The sequence below is a fragment of the Candidatus Rhabdochlamydia sp. T3358 genome, assembly GCF_901000775.1.
In the GTDB taxonomy this organism is placed as follows: domain Bacteria; phylum Chlamydiota; class Chlamydiia; order Chlamydiales; family Rhabdochlamydiaceae; genus Rhabdochlamydia.
This window is the reverse complement of sequence record NZ_CAAJGQ010000018.1, coordinates 25387-41457: the sequence shown is the minus strand read 5'-3', so window position 1 is coordinate 41457 and position 16071 is coordinate 25387. Positions and strand designations below refer to the sequence as shown.

The following is a 16071-nucleotide window of genomic DNA, read 5'->3' as shown; positions in this document are numbered from 1 at the left end:
GAAAAAAATTTAAAAGTATTTTATCGTTTTTTGTCTTTTCAAGGAGCATTTAAAGGCAACTCATCTACAATTAAAGATAAAATTTTAATCCAGTCTGCTAAGTAACTCTTATCCTGTGTTTTTTGATAATCTGTATGCAATTCTTGTAAAAGCTCCATAAAAGGAAAAGGAACCCATTTCTCACCCACATGTTCTTGGAGATAATAGCCTAACGAATGATCTTCCTTGGCAGGAAAGTGATTAATTATTTGAATAAAGTCTGCTATTTTTTTTAAAAAATCAGAGCCTTTTGATAGGGAAATAGAGATAGGGTTGCAATCTTCGATGATTTTATGCCATAATAGCGAAAGTTTTTGTATGAACTCTAATTGATGACTAAGATCTTCTATAGAAAGTAAAATAAAAAGTTGTTTTAATTCTAAGAGATCTTGTTTTAAAGCTTTGGTGGATATCTTGTTTTTAAAAGAGAAGTGCATGGTAAACTTCTTAAAAAAGCAAACAAGTATGGAAGCTGGGTTAGGATATGTTAAATCAGCGGGAAATTGATTGAACGAATTATCTGATTTTTTATTTTGTTCAACGCGATTCACAATGATTTTTTTATAGGGTTCTGAATTACTGGGTGGAATACTCATGATAAACCTTTAAAGAAAAGCATATACTAGCTTTTTCTTTTAATGAGGAATATAAAAAAATAAATCAAGAAAAGAAGTCTGGAAAAACATAATAGTTTCATTTTCTTAAGACGCTTTTTGTTTTATAAACTTTAATAGGAGAAAGTTGTATATGAGCGTACTGAACATCTTAAGACCAGCTCCTTATGCTCCTGAAATTCAAGATCCCAATGAGGTTAAAGAGCGCTATAAATATTGGCGTTTTCGTATTTTTTACGGAATGTATATAGGTTATATATTTTACTATTTTACCCGTAAAAGTCTTACATTTGCTATGCCGGCTATGATGCAACAATTAGGATTGCAGATTAGCGATTTGGGTATTTTAACTAGTGTTTTGTCTATTACATATGGAATCAGTAAGTTCTTAAGCGGTGTTCTTGCTGATCGTTCCAATCCTAGATTTTTTATGGCTATCGGTTTGATTCTAACCGGCGTATTTAATGTGTTATTTGGTCTTTCTTCCTCTGTGTGGTTATTTGCTTTGCTTTGGGGATGTAATGGTTGGTTTCAAGGTTGGGGTTGGCCTCCTTGCGCTCGTTTGCTTACGCACTGGTATTCTCAAAAAGAGAGAGGAACTTGGTGGGGTCTGTGGAATACTTCGCATAGTGTAGGTGGAGCCCTTATTCCTCTTATTGCGGCTTTTTGTGCACAAAAGTGGGGCTGGCGCTATGCAATGTATGTACCTGGTTTTACTTGTATTGGAATTGGTTTATTTTTAATTAATCGCTTAAGAGATACCCCTCAATCTTTAGGATTGCCTGCTATTGAAAAATATAAAAATGATTACCCTTCTGCAAAACATCAAGAAGAAAGAGAGTTTTCTTCTAAAGAAATTTTACTTAAGTATGTGTTGAACAATAAATATATTTGGGTTCTTGCCATTTCTTACTTTTTTGTTTATGTGATTCGTCAAGCCGTCAATGATTTTGGCGCTCTTTTTCTGATGAAAGCAAAAGGTTATTCTATGCTTAGCGCAAGTGGTAGTGTGTTTTGGTTTGAGGCTGGAGGGATTTTTGGTAGTTTAGTTGCTGGTTGGGCTTCTGATAAAATCTTTCAAGGGCGTCGAGGCCCCATTAATGTACTATTTAGCCTAGCGGTTGTTTTAGCAATTGTAGGCTTGTATTGGGTTCCTCATGGCATGCTCTTTTTGGATTATGGCTTGATGTTTACCATTGGGTTTTTAATTTTTGGTCCGCAAATGTTGATTGGGATGTCTGCTGCTGAATTATCTCATAAAAAAGCCGCAGGGACTGCAACAGGGTTTGCTGGCTGGTGGGCGTATTTAGGAGCAGCCGCAGCCGGTTATCCGATTACCAAAGTAGTTGAAATTTGGGGCTGGCAGGGCTTTTTTGTTGTATTAGGTTCCTGTGGTGTGATTGCTGCTATTTTACTAGCTCCCTTATGGGGCATGAAAAGCACTCCTCATCCAGCTGTACAAGCTACTGAAAAATAGCCTGCAAAAGGAGTTAAGTTTAAGATGAACTGGAACTCTCTTCATACGCATTCTCAGTACTCTATTTTAAATGCAACTGCTTCTATAGAAAGCTTAGTAACAAAAGCAGCTGAACATAAAATGACGGCTTTAGCTTTGACTGATCAAAGCAATATGTACGGCGCTGTTGAATTCTTCAAAACATGCATAAAAGAGAATATCAAACCAATTATTGGCTGTGAACTTTATGTAGCTCCTGAATCCCGTTTTGATAAAAAACGTTATCCAGGATTGCCTCACGGTTTTCCTATTATATTACTAGTCAAGGATAGTCAAGGATATCAAAATCTTTGCAAATTAAGCTCACTAGCTCATCTAGAAGGATTTTACTACACTCCTAGAATAGATCGAGATTTGTTAGCAGAATGTGCTAAGGGTTTGATTTGTCTTTCAGGTCCCTCAAATGGGATTTTAGGTCACTATATTATACAAAAAGATGAAGAGAAAGTCCGCCAGGAAATTGCCTGGTTTCAGCAAATATTTGGCTCTGACTATTATTTTGAGTTACAACGTCATCAAATGCAGGAGGAAGATATTCGCTCTGATGGCTTTGAAAAAGAAGGATGGCTTCATCAATTATATCTGGATAGCATAAATAAACAAAATATAGTTAACCAGAAATTGATTGCTCTTTCTTCTGAGCTGCAGATTCCTTTGGTTGCTACTAATGATATTCATTATATTCATCGCGATGATTGGAATGCCCATGAGATCTTAATGAACGTGCAGTCAGGGGAGCCTTGCGAAATCTGGGAAAAAGATTCATTTGGTGCTTTTAAGCAACGAGTTAAAAACCCAAAAAGACAAGTAAAATATACACATGAGCTGTATTTTAAAAGTGCAGATCTAATGTGTTCCCTTTTCTCTGATATCCCTTCTGCTATAGAAGAAACACATAAAATCGCGGAGAAATGTAATTTCTCTTTTGATTTCAAGCTCAAGTATTACCCTATTTTCACCCCTCCTGGATTGGAAGGTTCTTCTTGTACAGAAGAGATAAGACAAGAAAGCGTAGCAGTGTTTTTGCGTCAATTATGCGAGGAAGGCATTGTAAAAAGATATACTGATTCAAGACTAGCAAAGGTTTCTGAGAAATATCCAGGACGTAATCCCATAGAGATAGTTAAAGAGCGCTTAGAATATGAATTAAATATTATCCTATCTAAAGGGATGGCTGATTATCTTTTAATTGTTTGGGACTTTATTTCTTGGGCAAAGAAAAAATATATTCCGGTAGGACCAGGAAGAGGTTCTGGAGCAGGATCGATTATTTTGTATTTAATTGAAGTTACCGATATCGAACCTTTAAGGTTTGATTTGTTTTTTGAAAGATTTATTAATCCAGAGCGAGTTTCTTATCCTGATATTGATGTGGATATTTGCATGGATAGGCGCTCAGAGGTAATTGATTACACAGTTGGTAAATATGGTAAGGACAAAGTAGCTCAAATTATCACTTTTGGCACAATGAAAGCTAAAATGGCTATTAAAGATGTCGGAAGGGTTTTAAGCGTTCCTCTTGCTAGAGTCAATGAGATTGCTAAGCTAATTCCTGAAGATCTAAATATGACTTTAAGTAAGGCTTTAGAAATAGACCCTGAACTACGCAGGATTTATCAGGAAGATAAAGAAATTAAACAACTCATCGATATTGCCAAAACACTCGAAGGATCTGTGCGCAATACAGGGGTACATGCTGCTGGAATCATTATTAGTGCAGACCCTCTTATGCAAAGAATTCCCTTATGTAGTGCTAAAGATTCTGATATGGCAATTACGCAATTTTCTATGAAGCCAGTTGAGCAAGTAGGTATGCTGAAAATCGATTTTCTTGGATTAAAGACATTAACCTCTATTCAACATGCTGTTGATGCAATTAAGCAAAAAGAACAAAAAGAAATTGATTGGGTGAACTTAAACTTAGAAAATGAAAAGACCTTTGCATTGCTCAATCAAGGCAAAACAACGGGAATATTCCAATTAGAATCAGCTGGCATGCAGGATCTAGCACGTCAATTACATATCGATAAATTTGAGGAAATTATAGCAGTTGGTGCGTTATATCGCCCAGGGCCTATGGAGATGATTCCCTCTTTCATCAATCGGAAGCATGGCAGAGAAAGCATCGAAATAGACCATCTTTGGATGGAAGATATTCTTTCTGAAACCTATGGTATCATGGTTTATCAAGAGCAAGTTATGCAAATTGCAAGTCGTCTTGCTGGATATTCTTTAGGAGAAGGAGATGTTTTAAGGCGTGCAATGGGAAAAAAAGATAAAGAGGAGATGTTTAACCAACGAGAGAAATTTCGTTTAGGGGCTATCAAAAATTCTTTAAGTGAAGAGATTGCTATGCGGATTTTTGATAAGATTGAAAAATTTGCCTCCTATGGTTTTAACAAATCTCATGCAGCTGCCTACGGTTATTTAAGTTATGTAACAGCATATCTCAAGGCAAATTATCCTGGTGAATGGATGGCAGCACTCATGACATCTGATTGTGATGATCTCTCTAAGGTGACTAAGCATATACGAGAATCGCAAAAGATGAACATTGCTATTTTGCCACCTGATATTAATGAGTCGGGTAAGCAATTTTTAGCTACGGAAAAAGGAATTCGTTTTGCTATGGGAGCCATTAAAGGTGTAGGAGAAGGAGTTGTCGATGTTATTTTAGAAGAGAGATCAAAAGGCCATTACAAGTCTTTATTCGATTTTATTCAGCGTATTGATACAGGTAAAGTTGGTAAGAAAGTAATAGAGAGTTTGGTTGAAGCTGGTTGTTTTGATTTTACAAAATTCAATAGAGCTGCTTTGTTAACAAGTGTTGACCCTATGTTTAACGCTGCTTCCAAAGGACAGAAAGAAGCGGCAAAGGGGATCATGAGCCTTTTTGATCTCCTAGATGATTCTTCTCTTGATTTCACACAAGTATCTCAAGAAGTGGAAGAGTTGCCGCGGCAAGTGATTCTACGAAGAGAATATGAACTTTTAGGTGTTTATTTACATGAACATCCTTTGGATGAATATCACACTCTATTACAAAAACTTTCCTGTATTTCTCTAGCGGAATTAGCAGAGCTTTCTAAAGATGGACCTTGTCGAATTGCCTGTATTATAGAAGGGGTTACTATTAAGATTTCTGCAAAAAATCAGCGTAAATTTGCCATTCTTAAAATCAGTGATAATGAAGAGCGTTTTGAGTTGCCTATTTGGTCAGATCTTTATGAGCAAAAAGCTTCTCTTATGGTAGAAAATCAGTTATTGTATGCCATTGTTCATAAAGAAACAACAGAAGGACAAATTCGTTTGCAGTGTCGCTGGCTAGATGATTTAACACGTGTAGATGAAGCAATGATTCAAGCTTGTGATTTAGCATATACCCAGGCAAAACAATTTAAGCCTTTAAAATTTCGCGAAAAGAATAAGAATTCCAGTGTAGAAAAGAAACAAAAAACCATGAAAAAATTAAAAATTTTTATTGATTCTAATCGGGCCCATTTAAGCCATATCTTGTTGCTTAAAGCTGCTTTTCGCTCTCATTCAGGTAATAATCCCGTCGAAATTTTATTTACAAAAGAGAGCAAGCATCTAGGAGTTTTATTGATAGAGCAAAATTGGGGCGTAGAGCAATGCTTAGACTTAGAAAATAAAATTCGTTCTATTAGCAGTATTGATCAAATACAGTGGGAATAAGGCAATTGCTTTGAAACCGTATCATCGATTAAGATTTAGATCTAAAATTTCAAAATTTACGGAATATCCATGAAAAAAATGTATTACCTATTTTTTCCTATTTGCTTGTTGTCATCATTACATGCTCGAGAAAATCCTCGTTTTGAGCAGCATCAGAGAGAAATCCTATCTGTTCAAGAGTGTTATGGTTTAGTATTAGAAAGTTATCAAAATAAAAATTGGAATAAAGTCATAGAACAAGCTTTTATACTTCTTGAAGAGTACCCCACAACCGCCTTTGCACAAGATGTGCTTTTTTATCTAGCTGTTAGCTATTTCGAATTAGAGGAATATGAAAAAGCTAATGAGTTTTTTTCTAGTTATTTAAAAAAACAAATGACTCCTAAGTTCTTTGAAGAAGCTTTTATGTATAAATTTAAAATAGCGGAAAAATATCGCACAGGTACAAAAAAAGCTATACTTGGATTAAAGTGGGTGCCAGCAAGACAAGAAGCTTTAGATATTTATGAAGAGTTAATCTCTACTCTTCCTAATCATGAACTTACAGCGCAATCTCTATTTGCAAAGGCAGAATTGCTTGCTAGAGGAAAAGACTATAAGGAAAGCATTGAAACCTATCAAAGTTTGATACAGCAGTTTCCTAAGCATTTTTTGGCTATTAGAAGTTATGTAGAAATTGGACGAGTCTATCTTATCCAATCTCAAAAAGAATATGCAAATCAAGATTTTTTAGAATTAGCTACTATTAATCTACATAGAATTTCTGCTAGCTTTCCAAGCGATGAAGCCATTCATGAAGTAGAAGATATGCTTTTGAGTATGCAAGAGGTGTACGCTAAAGATCTTTATGAGATTGCTCTTTTCTATCATCGCAAAAATCAGCCTAATGCTGCCTATTTGTATTATAAGCGCATTTTAACGGCTTATCCAGCAACCCTTATAGCAAAAAAAGCAGAAAAAAAGATGGCTGACTTACACTTAAGCGCAGAAGAAGAGAGACATGCATAAACTCTACTTTCTTTTAGTTTTATGCTTAGGATGTAGATATCAATTTGAAACAGGCTCTGATGATCAAATCTTAGTTTGTATTCCCTATATTAAAGGAGATATACAAGGTCAGCTAAATCGAGCTCTTATACGTGAGATCAGCACCTGTGATGGGTTTAATTATTGTTATGATTCTTCCTATTTATTACATATTACTATTCTCGCAGATAAAGATGAGCCCATTGGATATCGATATGATCGAAACCCCGGTAGCCAAATTTTAAGAAAAAATATTGTTAGTGTAGAGAACCGTAGATTGATTACAGCAGAGGTGGAACTTGTTGATAAAGAGTCAAATTGCGTAATAATAGGCCCTTTTCGAGTAAAAGCAAATGCTGATTTTGATTGCATTAATTCTGATTCTCTTAGAGATGTAGCAGTTGTCCTTCCTTTTCAAAAACCACAAAGAATGATTGATTTTTCTCTGGGACAGCTTGATTCTGTAGAAGGAGCTCATGATGATAGCGCTTCAGTGGTGTATCAAGCATTAGCCAGAAAAATTGTAGAAGGGCTTCTTGCTCAAAAATGGCAAATTAAGGAGCCGTAATATTTTGCAGAGAATCCAAGGTTTCTTGCATGGCTTTAGGTAGAGTAAAACATGCTTTATGCATGCTTGGATGGTAATAAAAAGTCTGTATAGGGGTTTGAGCAAAACGTTGATTAAGCGTGTCTAGAGAAAGATTGCGATATTCTACATCAGAGGCAAACCCTAATGTCATATAACTTCCAATGTACGTGGGAACATTGGCCAAATAGAAAGATACATCGCGAAAAAGAAGTTGTAGATGGGAAAATGTTGTTTGATATTCTTTAGGTTGCATAAAGAAATCTCCATTTTGTACTACAAGAATCCCTTTTTTTCTTAAGAGTTTTTTACAATATCCATAAAAAGTTTCTGTAAATAAGACTTGAGAGGGTCCAATGGGATCATTGGAGTCTGTAATAATTACGTCATAAGCTTTTTGGCTATTTTTAACAAAATTTACTCCATCATCGATAACCAGGTGTAGTTTAGGATGTTCAAAGACCCCTTGTGGTATTTCAGAAACGTACTTTTTTGTTAAATCAACAACAAAAGGATCAATTTCGACAAGGGTTACGGAGCGAATATTAGGGTGCTTAAGCGCTTCTCGTGCAACCCCTCCATCACCACCCCCAATGATTAGAACATCTTGTACATTTCCATGAGCAAATAAAGGGACATGTGTAATCATTTCATGATAAATGAATTCATCTTTAGTAGTGAATTGTACCGCTCCGTCAAGAGCCATCACTTTCCCAAACTCTTTATTTTCAAAGATTAGGACATCTTGATAGGAGGATTTTCCTTCCCATAAAACAGTTTCAATCTTAAAACTTTGGCAATAAGTTGGATACAAAGTTTCATGAAACCATGATTTATTCATTAAGAATACCTCTTATTTGTTCGTTAAGCGAAATGTATTTCGGCTGGAAAATTTTTTTTAAAATAGGAAGGCTTAAAAATGGTTGACTATTACCACACATGAATAGATCAATAGCAGCATATTTTTTCTCAGGCCAAGAATGAATACTCATATGCGACTCTGCTAAAATAGCAATGCCGCTAATGCCTCCACTTGGCTCAAACCGATGTAGATGTAGGTGTAAAAGAGTAGCCTCACAAGCAGTAACACATTCATGTAGGGCATTTTTCATGATTTCAAGATTGTCTAGGTGATCTGCTTCCCAAAGATCAATAATCAGATGGACTCCTGCATAACGCATGCCATTTTTTTCAATAAAGTGGTCTTTATTTAATGAAGATGATTCCTGAAAAGACATAAATCCTTGTAGGTTAAAAGGAGCTAAAAAAGTGGATTTTCTTTTAAAAAAAAATATTATATCAACTATATTTTTTTTACTAGGATCTTAAAATTTTAATAGGGATAAAGCGAAGTATTTGCAAAAGAGTTAAAAAAGTAGCAAGAGGTGGGTTAGCACCTCTTATTTTTTAAGATTTTTTGCCGATTGAAGAGATAACAGCTTCTGTATCTTGTACTTCTGTTAAAAAATGTTGTAGAATTTTTAAAATATATTTAGGTGTATTATACACCCCAGATGTAGTATATACTATTTCTAAATGTGGCTTATTGTGAGGCAGAAGAGCTATAAATGTTGTTGTAGTAGGAACTTCATTTACAATTTGTGGAACAATCCAAATGGCGAATTGCTCGTTAAATAACGTTACTTTATCAGGGGTTTCAATGATGTGAAAATATTGATCGAGCTCTGCATCTTCATATGTATGATCTAAATCATTGTGGTTGAGCAGTCCAAGAGTATTTAATAGCTTGAGATCCACATGGATAATCCCATCAGGGAGCCATTTAGGTAAATTTCTAATAAATTCCTCATAGGCTTCTTCTAGCGATAGCGGGTCAATCATACCTTCTCCTTACCGTCACCTTAGCTTAGCGTTAAAACTAGCCTTGTGTCAAGTTTTTATTTTGTATTTATTTAGTTATATTATCTCATGGTAGAGCTATATTTATGAGGGTGTCATAAAATCCTCATCTTGCGTAGTTGGCTACTTTTTTTAAAGAGATTGCGAAGATTTTTTTGTGACTTGTTCGAATTTAGTAATATGAAATGCTGTGTAAATATTAGTGAAACTAATTGACTTTCAATTAGATCAAGCTAAAATTTAAGAGATAATCTAAAGTGAAAAAAAGAGAAATAATATTTTTATATGATGCGATTTGTATTTCTTTTTATATTAATGGTAATCAGCCGATTGGCTAATACGGCTCTGCAAGTTGATATTTCTGCAAAAGCTGCTGTTTTAATGAATGCAGAAACAGGAGCTGTGCTTTATGAAAAGAATGCTTATTTGCCTTTGTATCCTGCGAGTATTACCAAAATTATTACCGCCTTATATGCTTTAGAAAAACGAGGTAACCAATTAGATCAGATCATAAAGGTTTCAAAAGATGCGGTTAGTAGCGTTTCGCCTCAGATGCGAAGAGATAAATTAGGATCTCATCCTCCCTATCGTCTTGAATTTGGTGGATCTCTTATGGGATTAAAAGTAGCAGAGAGGGTTTCTGCTGAAGATCTATTCTACGGACTTATGCTTTCTTCTGGGAATGATGCAGCAAACGCATTGGCTGAATGGGTATCTGGAAGCATACCACAATTTATGCAAGAATTAAATAAGTATGTAAAATCTCTGGGGTGTAAGCAAACAGTTTTAACCACTCCTCATGGATTGAGTCATGCTGATCATAAAACAACTGCTTACGACATGTGCTTATTGACAAAAAAAGCCTTAGAGCAACCATTTTTTTGCAAGGTGGTTAAGACTATAAATTATTTAAAGCCAGCTAGTAATAAACAACCGCAAGTAGAACTATTGCAACATAACTCTTTAATCAAGCCAGGCAAGTTTTTCTATCCTAAGGCAATAGGGGTAAAAACAGGATATACCGCAAGCTCAGGATATACTATAGCAGCAGCAGCAGCAGACCAAAATAGAAAAATGATAGTAGTGCTTATGGGTTGCGATAAGTTAGAACAGAGATACCGGGATACCATTGCTCTTTTTGAAGCAGGGTTTAATGAGCCAAAAATCAAAAGAACACTTTTTTCTAAAAATTTTGACGTATTTAGCACTACACAGAAAAAGAGTAAACACCCCATTAAGGCCGCTTTAAATGAAGATGTAGTTATCAGCTATTATGCTTCAGAGGAACCATTGATAAAACCAGAATTGGAATGGGGACATATTGTTTTTCCTATTCAACTAGGACAGAAATTAGCAATGTTGTCTTTGTATGATCAAAATAATCAGGTTTTAGATACCTACCCCTTATATGCAATAGAAAAAGTAAATTCTACTTTTTACTATCAAGTTTTAGATAAGTGTCTAGATTGGAGCATGAACTTAAAACAAGCCCTACCTTTACTCATGTTAGGATTAGGAATAGCGGTATTATTTTTTAGTTTTGTTTGGGTAAGAAGACGGTCTTAATTTGCTTAAATAAAGAAATAAACTCTTGTAAATTAAGTTCTTCTGGCCTTGCGGTTATGGGAAGATGCATGCTTTGAAGAACTTGTTCAATGAACTCGCTAGAGGCTAGAGATTTTAAAGAAGAGCGTAACATTTTTCTTTTCTGTTGAAAAGCGCTACGAGTTAGGAAAAAAAATGCATCTATATCGTCACTTAGAGCAGGTGGGTTTAATCTACAATACACAATAGCAGATCTTACTTTTGGTTTAGGAAAGAAACAGCTTGGATTAATGGTAAAAGTGAGCTTTGCTTGGCAGAAAAAACTTACAAGTAAAGAGAGGTGACTATAATGAGAGGTTTTTGAAGGAGCAACCATTCGATCAGCGTACTCTTTTTGTACCATAATAGTTAGAGAATCAATCTTATCATAGTGTGGAAGTAGGGTTAGTAAAATAGGAGTGGTAATATGATAGGGAAGGTTTGCAACCACTTTGATTTTATTTTCTTTAGAATCTAAAAACTTTTCTAAATCAAATAATAAAAAGTCTTCTCTCTGTATTGTTAAATTTCCTAAATTTTTTAAGCGGTATAATTGCTCTGCAAATACAAAATCTTTTTCAATAGCTGCAACAATAGCTCCTTTTGCTAATAGCGCTTCTGTTAGGGCACCAGGTCCGGGTCCGATTTCTAAAACCACATCGCCTGCTTGTATTTGAGCTGTGTCTATAATTTTACGTACAATATTGCCGTCAATGAGAAAATTTTGCGAAAGCGCTTTTTTAGGATGGGTATGAGAGGAGCGCAAAAACTCTTTAAGCACGGATGGTTTATAAATGCTCATTGATAAGAAAAAGGTTTAAAATCGGAATTTATAGTCAGATCTTGTTCTGAAAAACCGTAACGGGTTTTTAGTGTTTTCATATAATTTGATAAATGTAGAGCAATAGACTCTTGAATTAGCCCATCTTTGATTTTTTCTGCTAATTTAGAAAACTCTGGTGGGTTTATCACATCTTTTTCTTTTAAGTAAAAAATGCGATGCACAATAGATCGATCTTTATTCACTTGAGAAATAGGAGTGCTAAAATCTCCAGGGTTTAGGGTTTCTATTACCGTCTTATGAGCTTGAGAAATAGATGCATTGTCACTTATGATTTCCGGAGTAAATAAAACAGTGGTGTTAGGATTTTCTGATTGCAGGTTTTTAGAGATATCTGAGAGGTCTCTTTTTTCTTTTAGAAGATCAAAAGCTAACTGTGCTAATGCTTGAGATATATTTTCATCTTCAGAGCGAATGGTTAGCACTTGATAATGCCATTTTTGCGATGCAGGGTTTTTTTCGCAGTATGCTTTATATTTTTCTTTGATGTCATTAGGTCTTACACGCAGTGCCTCAGAGTATACTTTGAAATACAATGTTTTTTCTGCGATGAGATCCTCAGAAATCATTTTATCTGCTTCTTTACGACTTAAATTTAATCGAGCTAAAGAGGTCTGCAAATTTGGCCCGTATTTGCGCAGTAATTCCTCTCTTACTTCTGCATTTGTTGCCTTAACTCCAATTCGCTCTGCATCTAATAAAATTAATTCTTGGTCGAGCATTTTTTGCAGAGTGTCTTTCCATTGTGCATTATAGAATTGATAGCGGGCTAATTTAGAATGTGCAAATTGGGGGTAATGGCTATCAAAAATCATATCCATTTTTTTTACTACGTCGAGTACCGAATAAATCTTATTGTTAAATTTGGTTAAAATCCGATTATGAATGGTTATTTGACCCGTTTCTTCAGAGGTAATGGGATATTGAGAAAATTCTGTAGTATAACATATAGAAGAGAACAATCCTAAAATGGGCAAAAGGAAGTAGAACAGTGATTTCATCATTTTTTATCCTTAATAAAGAGTATGATTTTAAGTATATTCTAAAATTAGCTTATTTTACAAAGACTTGGCCATAGAATCCATCAGGATCATTTGAGTCCAAGGGTAAAGTGCTAAAAGCAGAAGAAATAGTGTTTAATGAAAAAGTTTTTTTAAAATATTGAGTTTGTTCTTCATTTTCTAATTGTAATACGCTACAGGTCATATATACGATATGACCTCCTGGTTTGACAAACCGCAGAGCTTGTTCAAAGATCAGTCTTTGTTCTTCTAGTGTTTTCTGAAGCATCTTTGAAGTAAAGCGCCATTTCATATCGGGGTTTCTGCGTAGTGTACCTGTTCCACTGCAGGGAGCATCAACTAATACCCAGTCAAATTTTTCATAAAGTGCCTTTTTTTGAGAAGAGGAGGGAAGCAACACTTGAGCATTTTGTATACCAGCTCTTTTTAAGCGTTTTTTAGCTTCGATCAGGGTGTGTTTTCTAATATCATGTAAAAACAGCTGTCCTTTCCCCTGCATTTTAGGGGCGATGGCTAAAGATTTTCCGCCACTTCCTGCACAAAAGTCGAGCACTAATTGCCCTGGTTTAACTGCAACTAGATCTGCAAGACGCTGACTTGCTTCATCTTGCACCTCAAAATGACCCATTTTGAATTCAGGGAGAGTAAAAAAATTGACTCTTTTAGGTAAAATAATCGCTGTGTGAAATGAGCCACAAGTTGCAGCTAATTCGTTTTCCCATGCTTTTAATAGGTTTTCTCGAGAAGTTTTTAATAGGTTGACTCTTACCGTTATGGGGGCTGTAGAGTTGCTAGCTCGACAAAAAAAACAAGCTTTTTCTTCGCCTAAACTATCTACAATGAGAGAGAAGAGCTCTTTGGGAAAACTTAAGCGTGTATGTAAGGGGATCTGCGCATTATCAAAAAAATGATCTGGTTTTATTTGGAAAAGCTTTTGATATCTAGCTTCCCATGAGACAGGCTTATCACATAAATAATCCAATAAACCTTTCCATCTGACCATAGAATAAATATTTTCACATAAAACTTTCCGATCTTTAGAACCTATTGCTTTATGAAAACGAAAATATTCCTTTAGAAAGCGATCTAAAGGAAGCACCTGGCTTTCGTATTCAGAGAGAATAGTAAATAGATGATGTTCTCGAAAGGTTTTCTTTATCATTTTTTAAGTTAAACTAGTTTTGTAGCTAGTATAAGCTATTTTAGATTAAATTTCTCATGAAAACTAGTTGACTTTGCTCAAAGTTATAATTATTTTTATAAAAAAGAAGGAATAAGGGTGTTTATGTTTCGTTCCACGATTATATTTTTAGGTCGGGTTTGTATTAGTTTAATTTTTATTGCAACTGCTTTTCAAAAATTGCTTGATTGGCAAGGAGCAGAGCAGCAGTTTATAACTGCTATACATAATTTAAGTGGGATAAGTGGGCAAAAGGAGTGGATAAAACAAGGATTAGAAATGATTCTTTCAAGGCCATCTCTTGCCTTCTTTATGCAAACCATTATACAGTTTCTAGGAGGTGTATGTATTTTTTTAGGTCTCTTTGTTCGTTTTGCAGCTTTTATTTTAGCCTTGGTGGTCTTAGGGACAATTCTAGTTTTTTATCCATTTTGGCTTACACCAGGTATTGAAAGAGCATCGCAAATGACCTTGTTTTTACAACATTTAAGTATGTTAGGAGGGCTTTTATTGTTGATGGGGTATGATCGAAGAAAAAAAGAAGTAATTATTCGTCATGATCCTATTATTCCGCCAAAAATAGATGATGTTTAGAGAATTTTAGTTTTGTAAAATCCGCTTGAAGAAAATGATAATCTTTGGGTAGCTTCTTAGTAATAAATAACTTTTTTGCTTGTTTAGTAAACTAGGATTTAAAAATAATTTTTGAGGTGTCTATTGTCTTTCCCCTGTAAGCTATCAAGGAGTTCTGTTTTAACCATGCCAAGCGTTGAAAGAAAACAACGCACTCTACAAAAAAGTGTATCTATTTCTGGAATAGGGGTCTTTACCGGACAAGAAACCACTCTAATTTTTCATCCTTCTGTTGCAGATCAAGGGATTATATTTCAACGCACAGATTTGCCGAATGCACCTAAGATTGTTGCCTCGCTAGATTCTGTGTATAGCACTCCTAGATGTACCATAATTGGTAACAAAAAAGCTTCTATACAAATGGTAGAACATTTACTTGCTTCTTTGCGCGCTCATGAAATTGATAATGTATTTATTCAAATTTCAGGACCAGAGGTTCCCATGCTAGATGGAAGCTCTAAAGAATTTTCTCAATTGATTGAAGAAGCAGGTGTAATGGAGCTAAGGGAAGATAAAAAAGTATTTTCTCTGCAAACCCCTATATTTTGGTCGAATGACCAGGTTCAGATCATTGCAATTCCAGCTAATGAGTACCGGTTGAGTTATACTTTGCACTATCCTCATTGTTTAGGAATTGGTACGCAGTTTCATACATTTGTTTTAAGTAAAGAGGAGTTTGTTAAAGAAATTGCTCCTTGCCGTACTTTTTCCATTTATGAAGAAGTAGTTCCTATGATAGAAAAAGGGTTTATTAAAAGAGGCAGTTTAGAAAATGCCATTCTCGTTAAGGAAAATGAAGTGATTAATCCAGAAGGATTGCGTTATCCAAATGAAATGGCTCGTCATAAGATCTTAGATCTAATAGGGGATCTTTCTCTTATACCTATTTCTTTTTTAGCGCATGTTATTGCTATTCGTTCTGGACACACTTCTAATAATAGGTTTGCTAAATTGCTATATAATCAAATTAAAATGGAGAATCTTTGATGAGTGAAGCCCTTTCAGAGCAGAATATCGTTTTGAATATTAAGGAAATTGCCAAAATTTTGCCCCATCGTTATCCTTTCTTGCTCGTTGATAAAATCATTCACTTAAGTCTTGAGGAGAATCGGATCGTTGGGCAAAAAAGTGTTACGTTTAATGAACATTTCTTTCAAGGCCATTTTCCCGATGCTCCTATTATGCCTGGCGTTCTTGTATTGGAAGCCTTGGCTCAAACAGGAGGGATTTTAATTTATAAAAAAGGATTTCATGCGAAAACAGCTGTATTATTGAATATTCAAGATGCAAAGTTTCGTAAACCCGTTGTACCAGGCGATACATTAAGGCTAGAAGTATCCATGCTGCACTTAAGTGGAAGTGGGGGGAAAATTTCAGCATGCGCAATAGTAAATGAGAAAGTAGTAACAGAAGCTAAAATTGGATTTGCGTTACTTGATAAAGATCAGCTTTAGCCTTAAATAATAAACATTAA

General features: G+C 35.1%; 15 protein-coding genes. 8 read left to right on the top strand and 7 right to left on the bottom strand.

From position 1 onward, the window contains the following. Positions 1-38 precede the first annotated feature (38 nt). Positions 39-635: a hypothetical protein gene (locus tag RHTP_RS06020; RefSeq protein WP_138107225.1), complete on the bottom strand. Its 597-nt coding sequence runs from the start codon at positions 633-635 to the stop codon at positions 39-41. Between the two features lie 151 nt (positions 636-786). Here RHTP_RS06020 and uhpC point away from each other — a divergent pair, with 151 nt between their 5' ends. The 4 genes from uhpC to RHTP_RS06000 all read left to right on the top strand — a co-directional run bounded on the left by uhpC (position 787) and on the right by RHTP_RS06000 (position 7459). Next, positions 787-2130: an MFS transporter family glucose-6-phosphate receptor UhpC gene (uhpC, locus tag RHTP_RS06015; RefSeq protein WP_138107224.1), complete on the top strand. Its 1344-nt coding sequence runs from the start codon at positions 787-789 to the stop codon at positions 2128-2130. Between the two features lie 24 nt (positions 2131-2154). Continuing rightward, positions 2155-5865 carry a DNA polymerase III subunit alpha gene (dnaE, locus tag RHTP_RS06010; protein ID WP_138107223.1) on the top strand — a complete coding sequence of 1237 codons (3711 nt, stop codon included), beginning with the start codon at positions 2155-2157 and terminating at the stop codon, positions 5863-5865. A 69-nt stretch (positions 5866-5934) separates the two neighbouring features. Beyond that, positions 5935-6873: a tetratricopeptide repeat protein gene (locus tag RHTP_RS06005; protein WP_138107222.1), complete on the top strand. Its 939-nt coding sequence runs from the start codon at positions 5935-5937 to the stop codon at positions 6871-6873. Continuing rightward, complete coding sequence (locus RHTP_RS06000; RefSeq protein ID WP_138107221.1) at positions 6866-7459, top strand: hypothetical protein; 594 nt, start codon at positions 6866-6868, stop codon at positions 7457-7459. The genes RHTP_RS06005 and RHTP_RS06000 overlap by 8 nt, the downstream gene beginning before the upstream one ends. Here the strand turns inward: RHTP_RS06000 and speE are convergent. The 3 genes from speE to RHTP_RS05985 form a co-directional block, all read right to left on the bottom strand. Next, positions 7446-8318 carry a polyamine aminopropyltransferase gene (gene speE, locus RHTP_RS05995; RefSeq protein ID WP_138107220.1) on the bottom strand — a complete coding sequence of 291 codons (873 nt, stop codon included), beginning with the start codon at positions 8316-8318 and terminating at the stop codon, positions 7446-7448. The genes RHTP_RS06000 and speE overlap by 14 nt on opposite strands. Beyond that, a complete protein-coding gene (gene speD, locus RHTP_RS05990) occupies positions 8311-8715 on the bottom strand; it encodes an adenosylmethionine decarboxylase (protein WP_138107219.1) in 405 nt (134 codons plus the stop codon). The genes speE and speD overlap by 8 nt, the downstream gene beginning before the upstream one ends. A gap of 169 nt (positions 8716-8884) precedes the next feature. After that, positions 8885-9319: a hypothetical protein gene (locus tag RHTP_RS05985; RefSeq protein ID WP_138107218.1), complete on the bottom strand. Its 435-nt coding sequence runs from the start codon at positions 9317-9319 to the stop codon at positions 8885-8887. Between the two features lie 303 nt (positions 9320-9622). Between RHTP_RS05985 and RHTP_RS05980 the strand changes: the two genes are divergently transcribed. After that, on the top strand, positions 9623-10903 hold the full coding sequence (locus RHTP_RS05980; RefSeq protein ID WP_138107217.1) for a D-alanyl-D-alanine carboxypeptidase family protein: 1281 nt from the start codon (positions 9623-9625) through the stop codon (positions 10901-10903). Here the strand turns inward: RHTP_RS05980 and rsmA are convergent. The 3 genes from rsmA to RHTP_RS05965 are packed head-to-tail and all read right to left on the bottom strand — an operon-like array spanning position 10872 to position 13946. Continuing rightward, entirely contained in the window at positions 10872-11723 is an 852-nt protein-coding gene (rsmA, locus tag RHTP_RS05975) for a 16S rRNA (adenine(1518)-N(6)/adenine(1519)-N(6))-dimethyltransferase RsmA (RefSeq protein ID WP_138107216.1), read from the bottom strand. The genes RHTP_RS05980 and rsmA overlap by 32 nt on opposite strands. Continuing rightward, a complete protein-coding gene (locus tag RHTP_RS05970; protein WP_138107215.1) occupies positions 11720-12766 on the bottom strand; it encodes a SurA N-terminal domain-containing protein in 1047 nt (348 codons plus the stop codon). The genes rsmA and RHTP_RS05970 overlap by 4 nt, the downstream gene beginning before the upstream one ends. 49 nt (positions 12767-12815) lie before the next feature. Beyond that, complete coding sequence (locus RHTP_RS05965; RefSeq protein WP_138107214.1) at positions 12816-13946, bottom strand: RsmB/NOP family class I SAM-dependent RNA methyltransferase; 1131 nt, start codon at positions 13944-13946, stop codon at positions 12816-12818. A 123-nt stretch (positions 13947-14069) separates the two neighbouring features. Here RHTP_RS05965 and RHTP_RS05960 point away from each other — a divergent pair, with 123 nt between their 5' ends. From RHTP_RS05960 to fabZ, 3 genes are all read left to right on the top strand, one after another. Continuing rightward, positions 14070-14558 (top strand): DoxX family protein, encoded by a 489-nt coding sequence (locus RHTP_RS05960; protein WP_138107213.1) that lies wholly within the window; start codon positions 14070-14072, stop codon positions 14556-14558. A gap of 165 nt (positions 14559-14723) precedes the next feature. After that, complete coding sequence (lpxC, locus tag RHTP_RS05955; RefSeq protein ID WP_138107212.1) at positions 14724-15584, top strand: UDP-3-O-acyl-N-acetylglucosamine deacetylase; 861 nt, start codon at positions 14724-14726, stop codon at positions 15582-15584. Continuing rightward, the gene (gene fabZ, locus RHTP_RS05950) at positions 15584-16051 is read left to right on the top strand and encodes a 3-hydroxyacyl-ACP dehydratase FabZ (protein ID WP_138107211.1); all 468 of its coding nucleotides are present in this window, start codon (positions 15584-15586) and stop codon (positions 16049-16051) included. The genes lpxC and fabZ overlap by 1 nt, the downstream gene beginning before the upstream one ends. The last annotated feature ends 20 nt before the right edge of the window (positions 16052-16071 follow it).

Bases quoted from the DNA above. Each gene is read 5' to 3' on its own strand.
- RHTP_RS06020 (WP_138107225.1), bottom strand. From the start codon at position 635: ATGAGTATTCCACCCAGTAATTCAGAACCCTATAAAAAAATCATTGTG.
- uhpC (WP_138107224.1), top strand. From the start codon at position 787: ATGAGCGTACTGAACATCTTAAGACCAGCTCCTTATGCTCCTGAAATT.
- dnaE (WP_138107223.1), top strand. From the start codon at position 2,155: ATGAACTGGAACTCTCTTCATACGCATTCTCAGTACTCTATTTTAAAT.
- RHTP_RS06005 (WP_138107222.1), top strand. From the start codon at position 5,935: ATGAAAAAAATGTATTACCTATTTTTTCCTATTTGCTTGTTGTCATCA.
- RHTP_RS06000 (WP_138107221.1), top strand. From the start codon at position 6,866: ATGCATAAACTCTACTTTCTTTTAGTTTTATGCTTAGGATGTAGATAT.
- speE (WP_138107220.1), bottom strand. From the start codon at position 8,318: ATGAATAAATCATGGTTTCATGAAACTTTGTATCCAACTTATTGCCAA.
- speD (WP_138107219.1), bottom strand. From the start codon at position 8,715: ATGTCTTTTCAGGAATCATCTTCATTAAATAAAGACCACTTTATTGAA.
- RHTP_RS05985 (WP_138107218.1), bottom strand. From the start codon at position 9,319: ATGATTGACCCGCTATCGCTAGAAGAAGCCTATGAGGAATTTATTAGA.
- RHTP_RS05980 (WP_138107217.1), top strand. From the start codon at position 9,623: ATGATGCGATTTGTATTTCTTTTTATATTAATGGTAATCAGCCGATTG.
- rsmA (WP_138107216.1), bottom strand. From the start codon at position 11,723: ATGAGCATTTATAAACCATCCGTGCTTAAAGAGTTTTTGCGCTCCTCT.
- RHTP_RS05970 (WP_138107215.1), bottom strand. From the start codon at position 12,766: ATGATGAAATCACTGTTCTACTTCCTTTTGCCCATTTTAGGATTGTTC.
- RHTP_RS05965 (WP_138107214.1), bottom strand. From the start codon at position 13,946: ATGATAAAGAAAACCTTTCGAGAACATCATCTATTTACTATTCTCTCT.
- RHTP_RS05960 (WP_138107213.1), top strand. From the start codon at position 14,070: ATGTTTCGTTCCACGATTATATTTTTAGGTCGGGTTTGTATTAGTTTA.
- lpxC (WP_138107212.1), top strand. From the start codon at position 14,724: ATGCCAAGCGTTGAAAGAAAACAACGCACTCTACAAAAAAGTGTATCT.
- fabZ (WP_138107211.1), top strand. From the start codon at position 15,584: ATGAGTGAAGCCCTTTCAGAGCAGAATATCGTTTTGAATATTAAGGAA.